Consider the following 18615-nt stretch of genomic DNA (forward strand, 5'->3'; position numbering starts at 1 on the left):
TCCCTTGGGGATCTGGTTCACATGCTGCCCGCCATATCCGATATCGTTCGGCATGTGCCGGAGGCGCGGATTAGCTGGATAGTCGAGGAGGCATTCGCGGAGATTCCTAGCTGGCATCCAGGAGTTCACGAAGTAATAAAGGTTGCTCATCGCCGTTGGCGGAAATCCTGGTGGTCCCCGGAAGTCCGGGCTGAGCGGAAGGCGCTGGCACAACGTTTGCGCGCTGAAGAATTCGATATCATTTTGGATATGCAGGCACTGTTGAAGTCAGCATGGCTAGTCCGCCAGACGCGAGGTGTCAAGCATGGTCTGGATTGGCGGTCTGCGCGGGAGCCATTGGCGAGCCTATTCTATAACGTCCGTCATCGAGTCGAGTTCTGGCAACCGGCAGTCATTCGTCAGCGGAAGTTGGCGGCGTTGACATTTGGCTACAGCTATTCTGGCCACCCGGATTTCGGTCTGCAGGAATTTTGTCGACAATCCGTCAATCCACCCGCTGAGGATGTGTCTCGAGAAGACCATGGGCACGAAGTGTCGCGGGTGCTGCACCTGGATACCAGCCAGGATTACGCGGTGATAATGCCTTCGGCAAGCCGTGACGACAAACTCTGGCCTGAAGATGACTGGCGCGCAGTGTTCCGCCGTTTGCGCGATGCGGGCTGTGCGCTGAAATTACTGGCCGGCAATGACAGGGAGGCGGAGCGAGCCAAGCTGCTGGTGGCCGGCATGGAAGACGTCGAAGTCATGCCCCGAATGGACCTGACCTCGGTTGCCCGGCTGCTGGCCGGGGCGCGCCTGATGGTCGGCCTGGACAGTGGCCTGACCCACCTGTCGGCCGCGCTGGGCCGTCCCACCATCGGCATCTACCGCGCTTCCACGCCGGTGCGCACGCCGCTGGTCGGTTCGAACTACACCGCCAGCCTGGGCGACCGCGGGGCCTCGCCGTCGCGCGAAGCTGTCATGGCGTCGGTGGAGCAGGCGCTGGCCGCGCGCTGATGAACCGCACCGTCTACACGCTGGGGTTGCGGGCGCTGGCGCCCCTGGTGTGGCTGTGGATGGCGCGTCGCGCCAGGCGGGCCGGGGGTGAATGGGGAATCTTCTCGCCCGAGCGATTCGGGCGGGCTGTATCGGGCGCGACCGTGCCGGACCGCTTTGCGCCCGGCAAAAGCGGGGCTACCGCAGCGATCGAAGGCCCGGTGTGGGTGCACGCCGTCAGCCTGGGCGAGACGCGTGCCGCGCAGCCGCTGCTGCAGGCCCTGCTCGATCGCGGCCTGCCGGTGCTGCTGACGCACATCACGGCCACCGGCCGTGCCGAAGGCGCGCGCCTGTTTGCCGAGGCCATCGCCCGCGGCCAATTGCGGCAGGCCTGGCTGCCCTACGATTTTCCCGGCGCCACGCGCCGCTTCCTGGCAGCGGCCAAGCCGCGCTGCGGCATCCTCATCGAACGCGAGATTTGGCCCAACCTGCTGGCCGCGGCGCGACGCGCAGGCGTGCCGATGGCGCTGGTGAGCGCCCGGTTCTCGGAGTCGTCGCTGCGGCAGGCGGGACGCATGGGCGGCGTCATGCGCGAGGCGCTGGCCGGCCTGGACCTGGTGCTGGCCCAGACCGCGCCCGACGCCGAGCGGCTGGCGCGGGCTGGCGCGCCGCAGCCGGCCGTCTCCGGCAATTTGAAGTTCGATCTGTCTCTGCCCCAGGACCGGGTGCGGGAGGGGCAGGCCTGGCGCGCGCGCCTGGGCCGGCCGGTGGTCGCCCTGGCCAGTACCCGCGAAGGCGAGGACGGGCCTTTCATCGCGGCCCTCAAACGTCTCGCGGGCACGCCCGGTGGGCCTCTGTTCCTGTTGATCCCGCGCCATCCACAGCGTTTCGACGAGGCCGCCGCGTTGCTGGAACAGGCCGGCCTGCCTTATGTGAGGCGGTCGACAGGCCAGGAGCCGGAGCCGCGCACGACCGTGTTGCTGGGCGACACGCTGGGGGAGATGGCTTTCTATTACGCCGCCGCCGATGTGGCCGTGGTGGCCGGCAGTTTCGCGCCGCTGGGCGGGCAGAACCTGATCGAAGCCTGCGCCGCCGGCGTGCCGGTCATCGTCGGGCCACACACCTTCAATTTCCAGCAGGCCGCCAGCGATGCCATCGAGGCGGGCGCGGCGCAACGCCAGCCGGATCCGGAGCGGGCCGTGGCGGCCGCGCTGGCGCTGCTGGCCGACCCCGTGGCGCGGCAGGCGGCCGGTGACGCGGCGCGGGCCTGGTTCGCCAGCCATGCCGGCGCCACCGCGCGGACCATGGACGCGCTGGCGCCCTGGTTGCGGTAAGGTCCGCGCCCGCCAAGCGCCTCAGGCGGGTTTGCGCGGTACCAGCGTAACGGCGCCGGGGTTCAGTTCCTGGCTGAAGCGGCGCGTGTCGCGCCCTTCGTCTTCCGGGCGCACGCCCAGCCAGCCTTGGCCGAGGGCGTAGACGCCCAGGTTGGCCAGCAGGATCAGGATGAAGAGCACTCGCATGGCGCGGCCTCGTCGGTGTCAGGCGCCCGTTGCCGGATTGGCGCGCGCGATGGCGGCCAGCCCATCCAGAACGGGGTGGTTCAGGTAGATCGGCACCGGCGCGGCGCCGAACGCGCCGCCGGCGTCGGCCAGGAGGCGTTCGATCTCCTGGTGCACTTCCGGCCAGCCGCCGCCGGCGGCGAAGATCTGCGGCGTCTGGCCGTAGCGCTGGCGGCCCGCGAGCCACTGCCGCACCACCGCGCCGGCCTGTGCGGCGGCGATGCCGGAGGCGATGGCTTCATGCGTGTCGGTGGGATAGGGCACCACCTGGCCTTCCGCGATCGGCAGGTTGGCGGTGCCGTGCGCCAGCGCGTTGCGCATCATCGCCGGGCCAGGCAGGATCAGGCCGCCGGCGAAGACGTTGTCCGGCCCCACGGTATCGATGGTGGTGGCGGTGCCGAAGCTGGCCAGCAGGAAGGGCGGATGGGCGCCGGGCAGGCGCGACAGCACGCCCAGCAGCGAGGCCCAGCGGTCCGCGCCCAATTGTGACGGCGTCTTGTAGCGGTTGACCAGTCCCAGGGTGGTGGCCTGCGAGGAGGCCCAGGTCACCGCGCAGCCATGGCGTTGCAGGATGGCGGAGATGGCGGCGCCACGCTCGGCGCCGGCCACGTTCACGCCCAGCGCACGCGACGGCCGTTGCGGCAGGGCGGCGAGCCAGCGGTCCAGGGCGTCCAGGTCCAGGCCGTCGAAGGCGACGGCGGCCGGCTCGCGCGGCATGTCCGGGCTGCTGGGATCCAGCCAACCCACTTTGAGGCGGCTGTTGCCGGAGTCGATGAGGATGATCATGCTTGGCGTCGAATCGAGATTTCACCGACCGAGATCGGCATGGCGCCCTGGGGCGTTTGCACCAGCAGGCGGCCCTGGCCATCGACGCCACAGGCGGTGCCGCTGAGGATCACGTCGCCCTTGTCCAGCACGTTGATCGCGCGGCCGGCAAGCGCGTCCACCTGGTCGAAGCGTTGCGAGAAGGCGGCAAAGCCGTCGCGTTCGAGGGCGCGGACGGCCTCGTGCCAGGCGTTTGCCGCGGCGCACACCAGGTCGGCGGCGGTGGCGGCGTGGCCAGGCGCGTGGCGGGTGACGCCGGTCCAATCGGCGACCTGACGGCCCAGCGCCTGCGACAAGGCGTCGGCGTCGACCAGGTTCACGCCCATGCCGATGACGACCGTATAGCCCGTTTCGCGACCACCGGGGTTGCGGGTGGTCTCGACCAGCACGCCGGCCAGCTTGGCGTCGTGCCACTGTATGTCGTTGGGCCATTTCATGCAGAGGCCATCGGCGCCAGGGCCCGCCACGGCGCGTAGCGCCTCGCAGGCCGCCAGGCCGGCCAAGGGCGACAGGGCGGGCAGCTGCGCGGCGGGCAGGTGCACGTCGAAAGCGCACGAGAACATCAGCGCCGCGCCTACCCGGTTCTGCCAGGGACGGCCGGCGCGGCCGCGGCCGGTTTCCTGCAGATGGGTGCCCAGCAGCCAGGGCTTGCCGGCGCCCGCGCCCGTGCGGGCGCGCGCCAGCAGGTCGGCGTTGGTCGAGCCGGTGCTGGCGGTCCAGGCGATGTCTTGGAAGGCGGGCAGGCGCGAACCCAACATCCGGGCCAGGTCGTCTGGCGCGGGCAGGTCGATGGGGCGGACGTGATCGGACATGGCGGCGATTGTAGGGCACGCGCGGGCCGCGCTCGCGGCCTGTCGCCCCCAGCGTATATGATTGTGGATACATTTTTGCATTCCTGTCCCGCTACATGCCGCTTTCCGCTCCGACCGCGTCCCGCGCCGCCACGCCCTTCCGCCAGGAAGCGGGTGTGTGCCACGTCGGGGGCGACTGGAGCGTCCTGGCGCTGGCGGAGCCGGGCGAGGTCGAGCGCCGCCGCGCGGCGATGGCCAAGGCGGCCGATGCCGGCGTGCGCTGGGACCTGCAGGGCATCAGCCGGCTCGACACCATTGGCGCGCTGCTGATCTGGCAGGCCTGGGGCGAGAAACTGCCCGAGCGTGTGCGCTGGTCGGCCGGCCAGCAGGACGTGTTCACCGCCCTGGCCACGAACAAGGGCGGCAAGCAGGCGCCGCCTCGTCCCGAGCCCTCGTGGGGCTGGCTGCGCGCCCTGGGCGGGGCCGTGCTGCAGGCCGGCGAGAACGGCCGCGCCTTGCTGACCATGCTGGGGCAACTGGTCCTGGACCTCTTCGGCATGTTGCGCCGGCCGTCGCGGGGGCCGTGGCGCGAGATCTCGGCCCAGGTGTATCGCACCGGGGCGCAGGCGCTGGGCATCACGGCGCTGGTGGGTTTTCTGATTGGCGTGGTGCTGTCATACCTGTCGGCCCAGCAATTGCAGATGATCGGCGCCGACCGCTTCATCGTGCGGCTGCTGGGCGTGTCGATCGTGCGCGAGCTGGGGCCGGTGCTGGCGGCCATCCTGGTGGCGGGCCGCTCCGGGTCGGCCATCACCGCGCAGATCGGCGTCATGCGGGTCACGCAGGAGCTGGACGCGATGCTGGTGATGGGCATTTCGCACGGCCAGCGGCTGATCCTGCCGCGGGTGGTGGCGCTGGCCATCACCATGCCGCTGTTGGTGCTGTGGACCGACGCCATGGCGATCCTGGGCGGGATGCTGGCGGCGCAGGTGCAGTTGGGCGTGTCGGCGCAGTGGTTTCTGCAGTCGCTGCCTGACGCCATTTCCCTGACCAATTACTGGATCGGTATCCTGAAGGGCGTGACCTTCGGCATCCTGATCGCGCTGATCGCCTGCCATTTCGGCCTGCGCATCCAGCCCAACACGGAAAGCCTGGGACGCGGCACCACGACGTCGGTGGTCACGTCGATCACTGGCGTGATCTTGCTGGACGCGCTGTACGCGGTCATTTTCAGTTCGGTGGGCATCTGATGGCCGGCGCCGAACAGCATCGCCTGTTTACCGAGGAGCAGGTCACGGTCGCGCCCGTGATCACCGTGCGCGGCCTGCGCACGGCGTTCGGCGACCACGTGGTGCACGACAACCTGGACCTGACCGTCTTTCCCGGCGAGATCCTGGTGCTGGTCGGCGGTTCCGGCACGGGCAAGACGGTGTTGCTGCGGCAGATCATCGGACTGGACCGGCCGGCGGCCGGCACCATCCAGGTGCTCGGCAACACCTTGTCCGAGTTGACGCCAAGCGAACGTCGGCGCCTGTCCTACCGCTGGGGCATGTTGTTCCAGGCGGGCGCGCTGTTCTCGGCGCTGTCGGTGTACGACAACGTCGCGCTGCCGCTGCGCGAGCTGCGCACGGTGCCGGAAGACCTGGTGCGCGATGTCGTGATGTGCCGCCTGGCGATGGTCGGCCTGTCGGCGCAGGATGCGGACAAGCGGCCCTCGGATCTTTCAGGCGGCATGGTCAAGCGCGTGGCGCTGGCGCGCGCGCTGTCGCTGGACCCGGAACTGGTGTTCCTGGACGAGCCCACGGCGGGCCTGGATCCGCTGCGCTCGGACGAATTCGTGGACCTGGTGCGCAGCCTGCACCGGCAGTTGGGATTTACCGTCGTCATGGTGACGCACGACCTGGACACGCTGCTCGCGCTGGCCACGCGTGTCGCCGTGTTGGCGGACAAGCGGGTGATCGTGTGCGACACGGTGCCGGAAGTGCTGAAGGTCGACCACCCGTTCATTCATACATTCTTCCTGGGCGAGCGCGGCTTGCGCGCGCTCGGGGACATGGCGCCGAAGGGAACGCATCATGGAAAACCGTAGTCACGCGCTCATGGCCGGCATCTTCACGCTGGTCCTGTTGGCCGCCGCTGCGCTAGTGGCCGTCTGGATCGGCCGCGACCGCACCAAACTGCAGACCTACGAAATCGTCTCGGCGACCGCCGTCAGCGGCCTCAACCCGCAGTCGACGGTGCGCTACCAGGGCGTGCCGGTGGGCAAGGTGCAGTCGCTGGCGCTGAACCCCGACAAGCCGGGCCAGGTGCGCATCCGCATCGGCGTGGCGCCGAACACGCCGATCACTGAATCGACCTGGGCCGAACTGGGCGTGCAGGGCGTGACCGGCATGGCCAATGTTGAACTGCGCGACGACGGCAGCTCGTTCAAGCGGCTGGCATCCAGCGCCGCCAACCCGGCTGCGATTCCGCTGCGTCCCGGCTTCCTGGACCGCATCGAGCAGCGCGGCGGCCGCCTCATTTCCAACGTCGAGGACGCCACTGAGCAGCTGCGGCGCCTGCTGAGCGAGCAGAATGTGCAGGCCCTGACCGCCAGCCTGCAGAACGCCACCGACATCACCCAGTCGCTGAAGGACGCCAGCCGCGACCTGGGGCCGGCGCTGGCCAAGCTGGGACCGTTGGTCGATTCGTTGGGCAGCACCTCGCGCCAGGCCGACCGCGCGGCGCGCGAAGTGGCCGACCTGGCCCAGCAGGCGCGCCAGTCGCTGGCGCGCCTGAACGCGCCGGACGGCGCGCTGGCCGCGGCCACGCGCAGCCTGAACGACATTGCCTTTGCCGCTTCGCGGCTGGATGGCGAGACCCTGCCCGCCGTCACCGGCATGGCGGCCAGCGTCACCGAGGCCGCGCGCGGCGCCACTTTCACCCTGCGGCGCGTGGACAACACGCCGCAATCGTTATTGTTCGGGCCGGCGCCGGCGGCGCCTGGACCCGGCGAGGCCGGATTCGCCGGCTTTGGGAGACAGCCGTGATGAAGATGCGTAGCGCAATCCTGATCCTGACCCTGGCGCTGGCTGGCTGCGGCGTGGGCCGTGTCGGCGCGCCGCCCGCCGTGTTCGACCTGGGGCTGGACAGCCGGCCGACGCCGCAATTGCCGGCGCGCGAGCCGGTCGCCCTGGTGTTCTCGGCGGTGCCGACGCTGTCGAGCACCGGCGTCATCTGGCGCGTCGGAGACAGCGCCACGCCCAAGTCCTATGCCACCTATCGCTGGGCCTCGTCGCCGTCCGACCTGGTGCGCCAGCGCCTGATCGAGCGCCTGTCGCGCCAGGGGCCGGTGCTGGCGGAACGCGCCAGCGGCCAGACGCCGCAGTTGCAGGTCTACCTGTCGCAGTTCGAACAGGTGTTCACCCCCGATGGGGCGGCCAGTGAAGGCCGCGTGCTGCTGCAGGCGGTCCTGCTCAATGGCCGCAGCGTGGTGGGCCAGGTGCGCATTGCGACGCAGGCGCCGGCGCCGACGCAGGACGCCGCCGGCGGCGTGGCCGCGTTGCGCCAGGCCACCGACGATGCGGCCGACCAGCTGGCGCAATGGCTGGCCAGCCAGCCCAAGGCCGCGGTGCGGCCCGGCGGTTAACATCTCTTCTTTTCCACGCAGCACGAGTCCGACATGCCCGCAAGCACTGAAACCCACGCCTTTACCGGAGCCGCCGGCCGCATCGACTGCGCCGTGGATTGGCCTGACGGCACACCGCGGGGCTGGGCCCTGGTGCTGCATCCGCACCCGCTGCAGGGCGGCGCGCGCGAGAACAAGGTGGTGACCACGCTGTCGCGCGCCTGCGTCCAGCATGGCCTGGTGGCGGTGCGGCCCAACTTCCGCGGCGTCGGGCTGTCCGAAGGCGAATTCGACAAATCCGTGGGCGAGACCCAGGACATGCTGGCGGTGGTCGCGCAGATGCGCGAGCGCCATCCGGAACTGGCGTCCGCGCCGTGGGTGCTGGCCGGTTTTTCCTTCGGCACCGCGGTCGCCGCGCAGACCTATGCCGCACTGGCCGACCAGGGCGATGCGGTGCTGCCCAGCGCGCTGATGCTGATGGGCCCCGCCGTCAACCGCTTCCAGTCGCACGAGGTGCAGGTGCCGGGCGACACGCTGATGGTGCATGGCGAAGAGGACGAGGTGGTGCCGCTGTCCGAGGCCATGGACTGGGCCCGTCCGCGCTCGATCCCGGTGGTGGTGATTCCCGGCGCATCGCACTTTTTCCACGGCAAGCTGCTGGTGCTGCGCCAGCTGGTGCAGGCGCACCTGAAGGTCAAGCTTGACTGAGCGCCGCGCAACGCGCCGCGTTGCATCAAGTTGCATGTTTTAAATGGCCGAGGAACCCTTCCCGGGCCGGACGGGTCTCATCGACTGCCTATAATTGTCAGCCACTTGCCCCGCGCCGGCGGGCGTCTTTCCTGGACCCACGTTGCCGATGAAGAATTTGTCTCACTCCACCCCTTTCCCCGTTGTCTTTGCCCGCCGCGCCCTGGCCAGCGCGGTGCTGTCGGCGATGCTCGCGACCTCGCTGCCGGCCTGGGCCCAGCAGGCGCCAGCCGCGGCGCCGGCGGCCGCGGGCGCCACGGCTCCCGCGCCGTCGGCAACGGGCGTGGTGCCGGTGGGCGACGTGTCGGCGGTGCCGGCGCCCACCATCGCGGCCAAGGCCTGGATCGTGATCGACGTGAACAGCGGCCAGACCCTGGCGGCGTCGAACCCCGACATGAAGGTCGAGCCGGCTTCGCTCACCAAGATCATGACGGCCTATGTCGTGTTCAATGCGCTCGAAGAGAAGCGCCTGACGCTGGAGCAGACCGTGCCCGTGTCGGAGCACGCCTGGCGCACCGGCGGTTCGCGCATGTTCATCGAGCCGCGCAAGCCCGTTACTGTCGATGAGCTGAACCAGGGCATGATCGTGCAGTCGGGCAACGACGCCTCGGTCGCGCTGGCCGAAGCGGTCGGCGGCAGCGAAACCGCGTTTGCCTCGCTCATGAACCAGGAAGCCGAGCGCCTGGGCATGCGCAACACCCACTTCATGAACGCCACGGGCCTGCCCGATCCGCAGCACATGACGTCCACGCGCGACCTGGCCACGCTGTCGGCGCACCTGATCACCGATCACCCGCAGTTCTTCCACTACTACAAGCAGAAGAGCTTTACCTACAACAAGATCACCCAGCCCAACCGCAACCGCCTGCTGTGGGCCGATCCCTCGGTCGACGGCATGAAGACCGGCCACACCGATTCGGCCGGCTACTGCCTGGTGTCGACCGCGGTGCGCGGCGACCGCCGCATCCTGGTGGTGGTGGTGGGCACCGACAGCGAAGCCACGCGCGCCGAGGAAAGCCTGAAGCTGCTGAACTGGAGCTTCCAGAACTTCGACACGGTCAAGCTGTTCGACAAGAGCCAGCCTGGCATTGACGCCCGCGTCTGGGAAGGCACGGCCGAGAACGTCAAGCTCGGCCCGCCCAACCCGGTCTCGATCGCGGTCCCGCGCGGCAAGGCCGGCGACCTCAAGCCCGTGGCGCAGCGCACCGATCCGCTGATCGCGCCGCTGGCCAAGGGCCAGCAGGTCGGCACGCTGCAGTTCACGCTGGATGGCAAGGTGTTGCGCACCGAGCCGCTGGTGGTGCAGGACGCCGTCGAACGCGCCGGCTTCTTCGGCCGCATGGTCGACACCGTCAAGCGCTGGTTCCAGTAAGCGGACGCGCCACGGGCGCGGTCGCGGGTGTAAGCTTCACCAAGAAGGGGCGGGCCGGGTGGCCCGTCCCTATCCATTTGATTCTCAGGAGCGGCTCATGATTCCGGGCGTGCCGGGCGAAAGCCAGGTGTTTCTCAATGGCGAGTTTGTGCGTATCGACGAGGCCAAGATCTCGGTGCTCGATCGCGGCTTCATTTTCGGCGACGGCATCTACGAAGTGGTGCCTGTCTACCGCGGCAATGCCTTCCGCATGGCTGAACACCTGGACCGCCTGGACCGCAGCCTCGCGGCCCTGCGCATCGCCCAGCCGTTCGACCGCGCGGGCTGGATCGACCTGATCGAGCAGCTGCTGGCGCGCTCGAACCTGGACACCTGCATCGTCTACCTGCAGGTCACGCGCGGCGTGGCCAAGCGCGACCACCAGTTCCCGGCCGAGCCGGTCAAGCCGACGGTGTTCGGCATGGTCTCGGCCTGGGCGCCGCCGTCGGCCGCGGCCCGCGCGCAGGGGCTGTCCGCCATCACCATCCCCGATGAGCGCTGGCTGCACTGCGAGATCAAGTCGGTGTCGCTGCTGGGCAACGTGCTGGCCAAGCAGCAGGCGGTCGATGCCCATGTCGACGAGGTGCTGCAGTTCCGCGACGGTTTTCTCACGGAGGGTTCGTCCACCAACATCTGGGTGGTCTCCGGCGGCAAGCTGTTGGCCCCGCCCAAGAACAACCTGATCCTGGAAGGCATCCGCTACGGCCTGATGGGCGAGCTGGCCGCCGAAGCCGGCATCCCGTTCGAGGCGCGCCGCATCACCCAGGACGAGGTCGCCCAGGCCGATGAACTGATGCTGTCTTCGGCCACCAAGGAAGTGCTGGCTATCGTGTCGCTGGACGGCCGGCCGGTGGGTTCGGGCAAGCCTGGCCCCGTTTTTGCACAATTGCGCGCGGGTTATGATGCCCGCATCGCCGCGCTCTAGAACGGCCACGCGGGGCGGCCCTGGCGGCCCCCCGCGCCGGCGGCGGGCCTTGCCTGCACGATGCCTGCCCCCATATAGATAGTTTGACGCCCCAGGCCATCCATCATGCATATTCCGCCCGAAGAATCCCTCATCGAGTACCCCAGTGACTTTCCCATCAAGGTCATGGGCAAGCACCATCCCGACTTCGCGCAGACGCTGACCGAAGTCGTGCTGCGCTTCGACCCGGGTTTCGATGCCGCCACGGTCGAGATGCGGCCCAGCAAGGGCGGCAACTACATGGGCCTGACCTTCACGGTGCGCGCCACCTCGCGCGAGCAGCTCGACAGCCTGTATCAGGCCTTGCACGGCCACCCGATGGTGTCGATCGTCCTGTAGGGCCGGCGGTTGTGATCAAGTGGCTCGCGCGGCCCGCGGACTACCTGTCCGTGTGGCGGGACATGCAGGCGTACACCGACCAGCGGTCGGCCGAAACGCCCGATGAAATATGGCTGTGCGAGCACGCCCCGGTCTACACGCTGGGCCAGGCGGGCCTGCCCGAGCACGTGCTCAACCCCGGCGCCATCCCCATCGTCCATTGCGACCGCGGCGGCCAGGTCACTTACCATGGCCCCGGCCAGGTGATGGCCTACGCGCTGTTCGACCTGCGCCGCGTCGACATGTACGTGAAGGAGTACGTGGCCCTGCTGGAATCGGCGGTGATCGACACGCTTGACGAGATGGGCCTGCCCGGCGCCTGCCGCAAGGCGGGCGCGCCGGGCGTGTACGTGGCGCATCCCGAGGGCGGCGATCTGGCCAAGATTGCCGCGCTGGGCATCAAGATCCGCAACGGCCGCGCCTATCACGGCGTGTCGCTGAACGTGGCGATGGACCTGGCGCCGTTCCTGGGCATCAATCCTTGCGGGTACGCCGGCCTGCGCACGGTCGACATGGCGTCCTGTAGCGTGCGGCGCGAGCCCACGGAAGTGGGCGACGCGCTGGCGCGCAACCTGGCCCGCTTGTGGCGCCAGGCAAGGACACCCGCATGAAGACAAGCTATACCCCGGCCGAGGTGGCCGCGACCACCCCTGAAGCGTTGGCCGGCCTGCGCGCCGGGCCGGCGCCGCAATACGCCGCCTGGATTCGCACGGCGGCCGAAATGGGCCTGGTCGAGGCCCAGACCATTTTCGGCCAGATGCTGCTCGACGGCGTCGGGGTGCCCCAGGACCAGGCCGAAGGATTGGCCTGGTTCAAGCGCGCCGCCAACGCCGATCACGTGATGGCCATGAACATGATCGGCCGCTGCTACGAGAACGGCTGGGGCGTCGCGGCGGACGATACCGTGGCGGCCTACTGGTTCCGGCTGGCCGCGGATCGCGGGCTGGACTGGGGCATGTACAACTACGCCCACATGCTCAAGAGCGGCCGCGGGGGCGTGGCGCGGAACCGCGCCGCGGCGCTGGCGCTGTACCAGCAGGCCGCGCAGGCCGGACACGTCAAATCCATCGGCGTGGTGGGCCGCTTCTACGAAGCGGGTGACGTGGTCGAGCAGGACCTGGAGCGCGCGTTCGACTGCTACCAGCGCTGCGCCGAGGGCGGCGACTTCCGCGGCATGTTCCACCTGGGCCGCATGCTGCTGCTGCGCGGCCGCAAGGAAGAGGCGGTGCAGTGGCTGGCGCGCGTGCCCGAGACCTCCACGCCGGCCTTCCTGCGTGAAGCCGACGCGATGCTGCGCGACTGCGGCTTTCCCGCGCTGTACGAAACCGGCGCCTGAAAGGCGCGGGCGGGGCCACGCCCTAGGCGCCAGGCCCGGTACGAGGCACTCCTCTTTGTGCCAACGTGGCTTCGTCCATCATCCCGGTCCGCGCGCTATGTGCTCAGGCCCGCATCGAACACAATGTCCAGCGTCAGGCGCGTGCCGGCCGGCTGTTCGCCATCGAGCCGGTCCAGCAGCAACTGGCCCGCGCGGCGGCCCAGCTCGGCCGCGTCCAGTCCCAGCGTCGTCAGGCCCTGAACCCATTGCGGCGCGCTGCCGTCCTCGGTGAATCCCAGCACCGCCAGGTCCTGCGGCACCTGCAAGTCGCGGTTGTGGGCCTCCGACACCGTGGCGGCGGCCAGCACGTCCGACGTGCAGAACACCGCATCGAAGATCGTATTGGTGGCCAGCAGGCGCAGAAACGCCATGCGGCCATCGTTCAGTTGCTGCGCCTCGGGTTGCACGATGTCGGCGACCAGATCCAGCCCGAGCGCGGCCGCGCTGCCGATGAAGCCCTCGCGGCGGGCGCGCTCCCACGGGGTGTCGGCGCTGACGCAGGCGATGCGGGCGTGGCCTTTTTCGGCGAAATGGCGGGCCGCCTGCCGGCCGGCTTCGGCATTGTCGACCGTGATCAGGCTGTCCAGCGGGGCGGCCGGCGGACTCCAGGTTTCCACTACTGGGATTTCCAGCGCCGCCACGGCCGCGCGCAGCTGCGGATCGTCCAGCGGGCCGATCACCAGCGCGGCGGCCGGCGCCAACGGAGTCAGCAGCGGTAGCAGGGCCGCGTCACGCCACGGAGCGGCGGCCAGGTAGTAGCCGGCAGGCGCCAGCCGTTCGGCGCAGGCTTGCACGGCGCGGGCGGCCGGGCCGGCGTCCAGCCGGGGGGCGATCAGGGCGATGGGGCGGGGGAGCGGCAAGGTCGACATGGGGCAGGCGGCACGGATTCATCAGGCGTGACGATAACCCGGCGCGGCCCGGCGCCGGGCCATTCGGGGCGGATTCGGGCGCAGGGGGTAAAATGTCTTCTTTTGTCCCAGACCGCAACGCCGCGCGCGCCGGTCGTGAAGGTGTTCCATGTCCACGCTTGCCGAGTCGTCTGTGCCCTCGAACGAAGCCGCCGCCGCGCCCGCGGAAACGGCGTACGATCCGACGCAGAAACAGAAATCCCAGGCCAAGACGGCGCGCATCCCGATCAAGATCATCCCGGCCGAACGCCTGAAGAAGCCGGAATGGATCCGCGTCAAGGCGGCCCAGCCGGGTTCGCGCTTCTACGACATCAAGCGCATCCTGCGCGAGCACAACCTGCACACGGTGTGCGAGGAAGCGTCCTGCCCGAACATCGGCGAATGCTTCGGCAAGGGCACGGCCACGTTCATGATCATGGGCGACAAGTGCACCCGCCGCTGCCCGTTCTGTGACGTGGGCCATGGCCGCCCCGACCCGCTCGACACCAAGGAACCGGAAAACCTCGCGCGCACCATCGCCGCGATGAAGCTGTCGTACGTGGTGATCACCTCGGTCGACCGCGACGACCTGCGCGACGGCGGCGCCGGCCACTTCGTCGACTGCATCACCCACATCCGCGAACTGTCGCCCACCACCCGCATCGAGGTGCTGGTGCCGGACTTCCGCGGCCGCCTGGACCGCGCCCTGACTATCCTGAACGCCGGTCCCCCGGACGTCATGAATCACAACCTGGAAACCGTGCCGCGCCTGTACAAGCAGGCCCGCCCGGGTTCGGACTACATGCACTCGCTCAAGCTGCTGGCCGAGTTCAAGAAGCTGCATCCGAACGTGCCGACCAAGTCGGGCCTGATGCTCGGCCTGGGCGAGACCGACGAGGAAATCCTGCAGGTGATGCGCGACATGCGCGAACACAACGTCGACATGCTCACCATCGGCCAGTACCTGCAGCCGTCGGAACACCACCTGCCGGTGCTGCGCTACGTGCATCCCGACACCTTCGCGATGTTCGAGCGCGAGGCCTATGCGATGGGCTTCTCGCATGCGGCGGTGGGCGCCATGGTGCGTTCGTCATACCACGCCGATGAGCAGGCGCATGCGGCGGGCGTGCCCAACTAAGGCTCCTGCCGTCTCGACGCCAACAAGGAAAATGCCCCGCGAAGGGGCATTTTTCTTTTCAGCGCCGAGGCATCCTCAAGATGAAAGCGTCCCCTTGAAGGCAGCAAGCCGCAGGCGCGGCTGGGGGGCATCTCTCATTCCGTGGCCTGGCGCGACACGCGGCTGGTCCAGAACACGTCGGGCCGGCCTGCTTCGCGGTTCAGGTAGCGCGCCAGCACGAACATCAGGTCCGACAGACGGTTCAGATATTGCCGCACCGGCGCGTTCACCGCTTCCTCGCGCGCCAGCGCCACCACCGCACGCTCGGCGCGGCGGCAGGCGGTGCGCGCTAGATGGGCCTGCGCGGCCGCGCGCGAGCCGCCGGGGAGGATGAACTCGCGCAGGGGCGGCAGGGCCGCGTTGTAATGCGCCAGCCGCGCATCCAGGTGCGCAACCTGGGCATCGGCCAGCGCGACGTGGCCGGGGATGCACAATTCGGCGCCCATATCGAACAAATCGTGTTGGATCGTGAGCAGATCGGCAGCGACGTCCGCCGGCATGGGTTCGGTGAGCAGCAGGCCGATGACGCTGTTCAAGTCGTCTACATCGCCCAGCGCGGCGATGCGGGCCGCGTCCTTGGGCACGCGCGACCCGTCCCCCAGCCCGGTGCTGCCGTCGTCGCCGGTGCGGGTGGCAATGACTGAAAGGCGGTTGGCCATGAGATGTCCTTTGCAAACAACCGTCAGGATTGTTGCGTTATTACGGGGAAACTATTGCACAAGGGCGGTATCCTAGCATTGTGGAAAGCGGGCGCGCGGCAAGACCGGCGCGGCGCTTTCATGGCAATCGGAGGATAGAGCATGGCTTTCAATCGCAAATACACCACGCCCATGGCCGTGGCCACCGCGATGGCCGTTGTGTCGCTGGCCACGCCGCTGGCGTTCGCGCAGCAGGCCGACGCCAGCGGCGAAGTGCGGCGCGTGGACCCGGGCGCGGGCAAGGTCACCATCAAGCACGACGCCATCAAGGCGCTCGACCTGCCGGCCATGACGCTGGTGTACGACGCCGATCCGGCGCTGCTGGCCAAGATCAAGGCCGGCGACAAGGTGCGTTTCACCGCCGAGCGCAAGGATGGCAAGTACGTGGTGACCTCGATCACCAATTGAACGGGCGCCGCGCGCGCCGATATGGCGCTCGCCTGGCACGGGAAGCGCCATCGCTGCCGCAGGCGCCGATATCGAGTCCCAACGCAAAAGCAAAAGGCCCACCGCAATCGCTTGCGGCGGGCCTTCGTGTCTGTGCCGCCGACCAGGGCCGGGGCGCGGACCTTACAGCACGTAGCGGGCCAGGTCCTGGCTGCTGGCGGCTTCGGCCAACTGCGCGTTGACGTAGGCGGCGTCGATCTTCACCGTCTTGTTGCTGGAGGCGGTGGCGTCGAACGACAGTTCGTCCAGCAGCTTTTCCATCACGGTGTAGAGGCGGCGGGCGCCGATGTTCTCGGTGGTCTCGTTGACCTCGTAGGCCAGTTCGGCCAGGCGGCGCACGCCTTCGTCGGTGAATTCCAGCTGCACGTCCTCGGTGGCCAGCAGCGCCGTGTATTGCTTGGTCAGCGAGGCGTCGGTATCGCCCAGGATGCGCACGAAGTCCTCGGCCGTCAGCGATTCCAGTTCGACGCGGATCGGGAAGCGGCCCTGCAGCTCGGGAATCAGGTCGGACGGGCGCGCCAGGTGGAAGGCGCCCGAGGCGATGAACAGGATGTGGTCGGTGCGGACCATGCCGTAGCGCGTGTTGACGGTGGTGCCCTCGACCAGCGGCAGCAGGTCGCGCTGCACGCCCTGGCGCGAGACGTCGGCGCCGCCGCTTTCCTGGCGCGCCGCGATCTTGTCGATCTCGTCCAGGAACACGATGCCGTTCTGCTCGACGTTGTTGATGGCGACGGTGCGCAGGTCTTCCTCGTTGATGCGCTTGGCGGCTTCCTCGTCGACGATCAGCTTGAAGGCTTCGCGCACCTTCATCTTCTTGGACTTCTTCTTGTCGCGCGCCAGGCCGGCGAACATGCCGCGCAGCTGCTCGGCCATTTCTTCCATGCCTGGGGGCGTCATGACGTCCATCTGCGGCGCGGCCTGGGCCACTTCGATTTCGATCTCAAGATCGTCGATCTTGCCTTCGCGCAGGCGCTTGCGGAAGGTCTGGCGAGCGCTGTTGTCTTCACCGCGCTCGGGCTCGCCCGAGGCGCCGCGGGGCGGCGGCACCAGGGCGTCGAGGATGCGGTCTTCGGCGGCGTCCTCGGCCTGGGTGCGCACGCGGCGCATTTCCAGCTCGCGGGTCTGCTTGATCGAGTATTCGGTCAGGTCGCGGATGATGGTGTCGACGTCGCGGCCGACGTAGCCCACCTCGGTGAACTTGGTGGCCTCGATTTTGATGAACGGCGCGTTGGCCAGCTTGGCCAGGCGGCGCGCGATCTCGGTCTTGCCCACGCCGGTGGGGCCGATCATCAGGATGTTCTTGGGGTGGATCTCGTGGCGCAGCGGCTCGGCCACCTGCTGGCGGCGCCAGCGGTTGCGCAGGGCCACCGCCACCGCGCGCTTGGCGCGGTTCTGGCCGACGATGTACTTGTCGAGTTCGGAGACGATCTCTCCGGGCGTCATGTTGGAAGCGGACATGAGGGCGGATCCTTGAAGCGGGGCGATGCTGGGAGGACGGGCCGCGGCGCCGGGTGGGCGCCGCGAGGCGCGCGTCAGTCGCCCAGCGTCTCGATGACGTGGTTCTGGTTGGTGTAGATGCAGAGGTCGCCGGCGATCTCGAGCGATTGCTTGACGATGGTCTCGGGCGCCAGGTCGGTATTGCGCAGCAGCGCCAGCGCGGCGGACTGGGCATAGGCCCCGCCCGAGCCGATGGCGGCCAGGCCGTGCTCGGGTTCGAGCACGTCGCCGTTGCCGGTCAGCACCAGCGTGTGCTCGGCGTCGGCCACGATCAGCATGGCTTCGAGCCGGCGCAGGACGCGGTCGGTGCGCCAGTCGCGGGTCAGTTCGACGGCCGCGCGCATCAGGTTGCCCTGGTGCTTTTCGAGCTTGGCCTCGAAACGCTCCTGCAGCGTGAATGCGTCGGCGGTGGCACCGGCGAAGCCGGCCAGGATCTTGTCGTGGTACAGGCGGCGGATCTTGCGCGCCGTGCCTTTGATGACGATGTTGCCCAGGGTGACCTGGCCATCGCCGCCCAGTGCGACGCGGTTGCCGCGGCGCACACACACGATGGTGGTGGCGTGAAATTGTTCCATGCGTTCCTTCCTTTGAAAGGACTAGCTGGGGGCGAAGCGAACGAAATCAAGGCTTGCGGGACGAGGAAGAAAGGAGGCGCCCACGCCGCGCCTTCTGCCGGCTGCCTTCCCGGTGAGAGGGGCATTCTTGGCATGAGGCGGCCCGGCAATGAAAAAAAGGCCATGCTGGAAACCAGCATAGCCTTTCGATGTGGCGCTTGAATAACGGGACGGATCAGTCGCCGTACAGCTTCTGCCGCATTTCGCGCCGTTCCTGCGCTTCCAGCGACAGGGTGGCGGTGGGGCGGGCCAGCAGGCGCGGGATGCCGATGGGTTCGCCGGTTTCCTCGCACCAGCCGTATTCGCCGCTGTCGATGCGGGCGATGGACTGTTGCACCTTCTTGAGCAGCTTGCGTTCGCGATCGCGGGTGCGCAGCTCGAGGGCGTGTTCTTCCTCGATGGTGGCGCGGTCGGCGGGATCGGGCACGAACTGCGTTTCACGCAGGTGCTCGGTGGTTTCGCCGGCGTTGGCCAGGATGTCCTGTTCGAGTTGTTTGAGCCGTTCCTTGAAGAACGCCAGTTGGCGTTCGTTCATGTAGTCGGACTCGGGCATGGCCAGCAATTCCTTCTCGCTGGGCAGATCAATCGCCGTATCGCTCGTCGACTTGCTTGATTTTTTGGTTGCTGCCTTGGTAGCCATGAAAACACTCCACTATGAATCGA

The 18615-nt window shown here is 68.6% G+C and carries 22 protein-coding genes; 14 read left to right on the forward strand and 8 right to left on the reverse strand.

Annotated features, from left to right (window positions below; translation table 11 throughout):
* Positions 1–21 precede the first annotated feature (21 nt).
* Entirely contained in the window at positions 22–996 is a 975-nt protein-coding gene (waaC, locus tag HV742_RS05270) for a lipopolysaccharide heptosyltransferase I (RefSeq protein ID WP_254600973.1), read from the forward strand.
* On the forward strand, positions 996–2309 hold the full coding sequence (locus HV742_RS05275) for a 3-deoxy-D-manno-octulosonic acid transferase (RefSeq protein ID WP_175144633.1): 1314 nt from the start codon (positions 996–998) through the stop codon (positions 2307–2309). Before waaC ends, HV742_RS05275 begins: the two co-directional genes overlap by 1 nt.
* Positions 2310–2330: 21 nt before the next feature.
* Here HV742_RS05275 and HV742_RS05280 read toward each other — a convergent pair whose 3' ends face one another.
* Genes HV742_RS05280 through HV742_RS05290 form a run of 3 tightly spaced genes read right to left on the reverse strand, consistent with a single transcriptional unit; the run spans position 2331 to position 4171 of the window.
* On the reverse strand, positions 2331–2495 hold the full coding sequence (locus HV742_RS05280; protein ID WP_167352803.1) for a hypothetical protein: 165 nt from the start codon (positions 2493–2495) through the stop codon (positions 2331–2333).
* A gap of 18 nt (positions 2496–2513) precedes the next feature.
* Positions 2514–3320, reverse strand: a complete 807-nt coding sequence (locus HV742_RS05285; RefSeq protein WP_054418525.1) for a type III pantothenate kinase — start codon at positions 3318–3320, stop codon at positions 2514–2516.
* Positions 3317–4171, reverse strand: a complete 855-nt coding sequence (locus tag HV742_RS05290) for a biotin--[acetyl-CoA-carboxylase] ligase (RefSeq protein WP_068950509.1) — start codon at positions 4169–4171, stop codon at positions 3317–3319. The genes HV742_RS05285 and HV742_RS05290 overlap by 4 nt, the downstream gene beginning before the upstream one ends.
* 95 nt (positions 4172–4266) lie before the next feature.
* Here HV742_RS05290 and HV742_RS05295 point away from each other — a divergent pair, with 95 nt between their 5' ends.
* From HV742_RS05295 to HV742_RS05340, 10 genes are all read left to right on the forward strand, one after another.
* Positions 4267–5400, forward strand: coding sequence for an MlaE family ABC transporter permease (locus HV742_RS05295; protein ID WP_049077134.1), 1134 nt, complete (start codon positions 4267–4269; stop codon positions 5398–5400).
* Positions 5400–6239, forward strand: coding sequence for an ABC transporter ATP-binding protein (locus tag HV742_RS05300; protein ID WP_049077132.1), 840 nt, complete (start codon positions 5400–5402; stop codon positions 6237–6239). The genes HV742_RS05295 and HV742_RS05300 overlap by 1 nt, the downstream gene beginning before the upstream one ends.
* Positions 6226–7179: an MlaD family protein gene (locus tag HV742_RS05305; protein WP_049077130.1), complete on the forward strand. Its 954-nt coding sequence runs from the start codon at positions 6226–6228 to the stop codon at positions 7177–7179. The genes HV742_RS05300 and HV742_RS05305 overlap by 14 nt, the downstream gene beginning before the upstream one ends.
* Positions 7179–7778 carry an ABC-type transport auxiliary lipoprotein family protein gene (locus HV742_RS05310; protein WP_175144634.1) on the forward strand — a complete coding sequence of 200 codons (600 nt, stop codon included), beginning with the start codon at positions 7179–7181 and terminating at the stop codon, positions 7776–7778. Before HV742_RS05305 ends, HV742_RS05310 begins: the two co-directional genes overlap by 1 nt.
* A 33-nt stretch (positions 7779–7811) precedes the next feature.
* Positions 7812–8465, forward strand: coding sequence for an alpha/beta hydrolase (locus tag HV742_RS05315; protein ID WP_049077126.1), 654 nt, complete (start codon positions 7812–7814; stop codon positions 8463–8465).
* A gap of 148 nt (positions 8466–8613) precedes the next feature.
* A complete protein-coding gene (locus tag HV742_RS05320; protein ID WP_175144635.1) occupies positions 8614–9876 on the forward strand; it encodes a D-alanyl-D-alanine carboxypeptidase family protein in 1263 nt (420 codons plus the stop codon).
* A 97-nt stretch (positions 9877–9973) separates the two neighbouring features.
* Positions 9974–10840 (forward strand): D-amino acid aminotransferase, encoded by an 867-nt coding sequence (locus tag HV742_RS05325; RefSeq protein WP_049077123.1) that lies wholly within the window; start codon positions 9974–9976, stop codon positions 10838–10840.
* A 105-nt stretch (positions 10841–10945) separates the two neighbouring features.
* Positions 10946–11218: a YbeD family protein gene (locus HV742_RS05330; RefSeq protein ID WP_047993153.1), complete on the forward strand. Its 273-nt coding sequence runs from the start codon at positions 10946–10948 to the stop codon at positions 11216–11218.
* Positions 11219–11229: 11 nt separating this feature from the next.
* Positions 11230–11868, forward strand: a complete 639-nt coding sequence (gene lipB / locus HV742_RS05335) for a lipoyl(octanoyl) transferase LipB (protein WP_049077122.1) — start codon at positions 11230–11232, stop codon at positions 11866–11868.
* A complete protein-coding gene (locus HV742_RS05340; RefSeq protein WP_049077120.1) occupies positions 11865–12593 on the forward strand; it encodes a tetratricopeptide repeat protein in 729 nt (242 codons plus the stop codon). The genes lipB and HV742_RS05340 overlap by 4 nt, the downstream gene beginning before the upstream one ends.
* A 95-nt stretch (positions 12594–12688) precedes the next feature.
* Here HV742_RS05340 and HV742_RS05345 read toward each other — a convergent pair whose 3' ends face one another.
* Positions 12689–13501 (reverse strand): substrate-binding domain-containing protein, encoded by an 813-nt coding sequence (locus tag HV742_RS05345; RefSeq protein WP_175144636.1) that lies wholly within the window; start codon positions 13499–13501, stop codon positions 12689–12691.
* A 148-nt stretch (positions 13502–13649) separates the two neighbouring features.
* Here HV742_RS05345 and lipA point away from each other — a divergent pair, with 148 nt between their 5' ends.
* Complete coding sequence (lipA, locus tag HV742_RS05350; RefSeq protein WP_054418514.1) at positions 13650–14657, forward strand: lipoyl synthase; 1008 nt, start codon at positions 13650–13652, stop codon at positions 14655–14657.
* Positions 14658–14791: 134 nt separating this feature from the next.
* Here the strand turns inward: lipA and HV742_RS05355 are convergent, their stop codons facing one another.
* Positions 14792–15355, reverse strand: coding sequence for a cob(I)yrinic acid a,c-diamide adenosyltransferase (locus HV742_RS05355; RefSeq protein WP_059272834.1), 564 nt, complete (start codon positions 15353–15355; stop codon positions 14792–14794).
* 141 nt (positions 15356–15496) lie between these two features.
* Between HV742_RS05355 and HV742_RS05360 the strand changes: the two genes are divergently transcribed.
* Positions 15497–15802 (forward strand): copper-binding protein, encoded by a 306-nt coding sequence (locus HV742_RS05360; RefSeq protein ID WP_049077086.1) that lies wholly within the window; start codon positions 15497–15499, stop codon positions 15800–15802.
* Positions 15803–15964: 162 nt separating this feature from the next.
* Here the strand turns inward: HV742_RS05360 and hslU are convergent, their stop codons facing one another.
* The 3 genes from hslU to dksA form a co-directional block, all read right to left on the reverse strand.
* Entirely contained in the window at positions 15965–17299 is a 1335-nt protein-coding gene (hslU, locus tag HV742_RS05365; RefSeq protein WP_049077084.1) for an ATP-dependent protease ATPase subunit HslU, read from the reverse strand.
* A 74-nt stretch (positions 17300–17373) separates the two neighbouring features.
* Positions 17374–17913 (reverse strand): ATP-dependent protease subunit HslV, encoded by a 540-nt coding sequence (gene hslV, locus HV742_RS05370; protein WP_006391917.1) that lies wholly within the window; start codon positions 17911–17913, stop codon positions 17374–17376.
* Between the two features lie 214 nt (positions 17914–18127).
* Positions 18128–18592, reverse strand: coding sequence for an RNA polymerase-binding protein DksA (gene dksA / locus HV742_RS05375; RefSeq protein ID WP_006389752.1), 465 nt, complete (start codon positions 18590–18592; stop codon positions 18128–18130).
* Between the last annotated feature and the right edge of the window lie 23 nt (positions 18593–18615).

This window comes from Achromobacter ruhlandii (genome assembly GCF_902859695.1).
Taxonomy (GTDB): domain Bacteria; phylum Pseudomonadota; class Gammaproteobacteria; order Burkholderiales; family Burkholderiaceae_B; genus Achromobacter; species Achromobacter ruhlandii.

What these genes read in the sequence shown, in the direction of transcription:
- waaC (WP_254600973.1), top strand. Translation starts at nt 22, where the DNA reads ATGCTGCCCGCCATATCCGATATCGTTCGGCATGTGCCGGAGGCGCGG.
- HV742_RS05275 (WP_175144633.1), top strand. Translation starts at nt 996, where the DNA reads ATGAACCGCACCGTCTACACGCTGGGGTTGCGGGCGCTGGCGCCCCTG.
- HV742_RS05280 (WP_167352803.1), bottom strand. Translation starts at nt 2,495, where the DNA reads ATGCGAGTGCTCTTCATCCTGATCCTGCTGGCCAACCTGGGCGTCTAC.
- HV742_RS05285 (WP_054418525.1), bottom strand. Translation starts at nt 3,320, where the DNA reads ATGATCATCCTCATCGACTCCGGCAACAGCCGCCTCAAAGTGGGTTGG.
- HV742_RS05290 (WP_068950509.1), bottom strand. Translation starts at nt 4,171, where the DNA reads ATGTCCGATCACGTCCGCCCCATCGACCTGCCCGCGCCAGACGACCTG.
- HV742_RS05295 (WP_049077134.1), top strand. Translation starts at nt 4,267, where the DNA reads ATGCCGCTTTCCGCTCCGACCGCGTCCCGCGCCGCCACGCCCTTCCGC.
- HV742_RS05300 (WP_049077132.1), top strand. Translation starts at nt 5,400, where the DNA reads ATGGCCGGCGCCGAACAGCATCGCCTGTTTACCGAGGAGCAGGTCACG.
- HV742_RS05305 (WP_049077130.1), top strand. Translation starts at nt 6,226, where the DNA reads ATGGAAAACCGTAGTCACGCGCTCATGGCCGGCATCTTCACGCTGGTC.
- HV742_RS05310 (WP_175144634.1), top strand. Translation starts at nt 7,179, where the DNA reads ATGAAGATGCGTAGCGCAATCCTGATCCTGACCCTGGCGCTGGCTGGC.
- HV742_RS05315 (WP_049077126.1), top strand. Translation starts at nt 7,812, where the DNA reads ATGCCCGCAAGCACTGAAACCCACGCCTTTACCGGAGCCGCCGGCCGC.
- HV742_RS05320 (WP_175144635.1), top strand. Translation starts at nt 8,614, where the DNA reads ATGAAGAATTTGTCTCACTCCACCCCTTTCCCCGTTGTCTTTGCCCGC.
- HV742_RS05325 (WP_049077123.1), top strand. Translation starts at nt 9,974, where the DNA reads ATGATTCCGGGCGTGCCGGGCGAAAGCCAGGTGTTTCTCAATGGCGAG.
- HV742_RS05330 (WP_047993153.1), top strand. Translation starts at nt 10,946, where the DNA reads ATGCATATTCCGCCCGAAGAATCCCTCATCGAGTACCCCAGTGACTTT.
- HV742_RS05340 (WP_049077120.1), top strand. Translation starts at nt 11,865, where the DNA reads ATGAAGACAAGCTATACCCCGGCCGAGGTGGCCGCGACCACCCCTGAA.
- HV742_RS05345 (WP_175144636.1), bottom strand. Translation starts at nt 13,501, where the DNA reads ATGTCGACCTTGCCGCTCCCCCGCCCCATCGCCCTGATCGCCCCCCGG.
- lipA (WP_054418514.1), top strand. Translation starts at nt 13,650, where the DNA reads ATGTCCACGCTTGCCGAGTCGTCTGTGCCCTCGAACGAAGCCGCCGCC.
- HV742_RS05355 (WP_059272834.1), bottom strand. Translation starts at nt 15,355, where the DNA reads ATGGCCAACCGCCTTTCAGTCATTGCCACCCGCACCGGCGACGACGGC.
- HV742_RS05360 (WP_049077086.1), top strand. Translation starts at nt 15,497, where the DNA reads ATGGCTTTCAATCGCAAATACACCACGCCCATGGCCGTGGCCACCGCG.
- hslU (WP_049077084.1), bottom strand. Translation starts at nt 17,299, where the DNA reads ATGTCCGCTTCCAACATGACGCCCGGAGAGATCGTCTCCGAACTCGAC.
- hslV (WP_006391917.1), bottom strand. Translation starts at nt 17,913, where the DNA reads ATGGAACAATTTCACGCCACCACCATCGTGTGTGTGCGCCGCGGCAAC.
- dksA (WP_006389752.1), bottom strand. Translation starts at nt 18,592, where the DNA reads ATGGCTACCAAGGCAGCAACCAAAAAATCAAGCAAGTCGACGAGCGAT.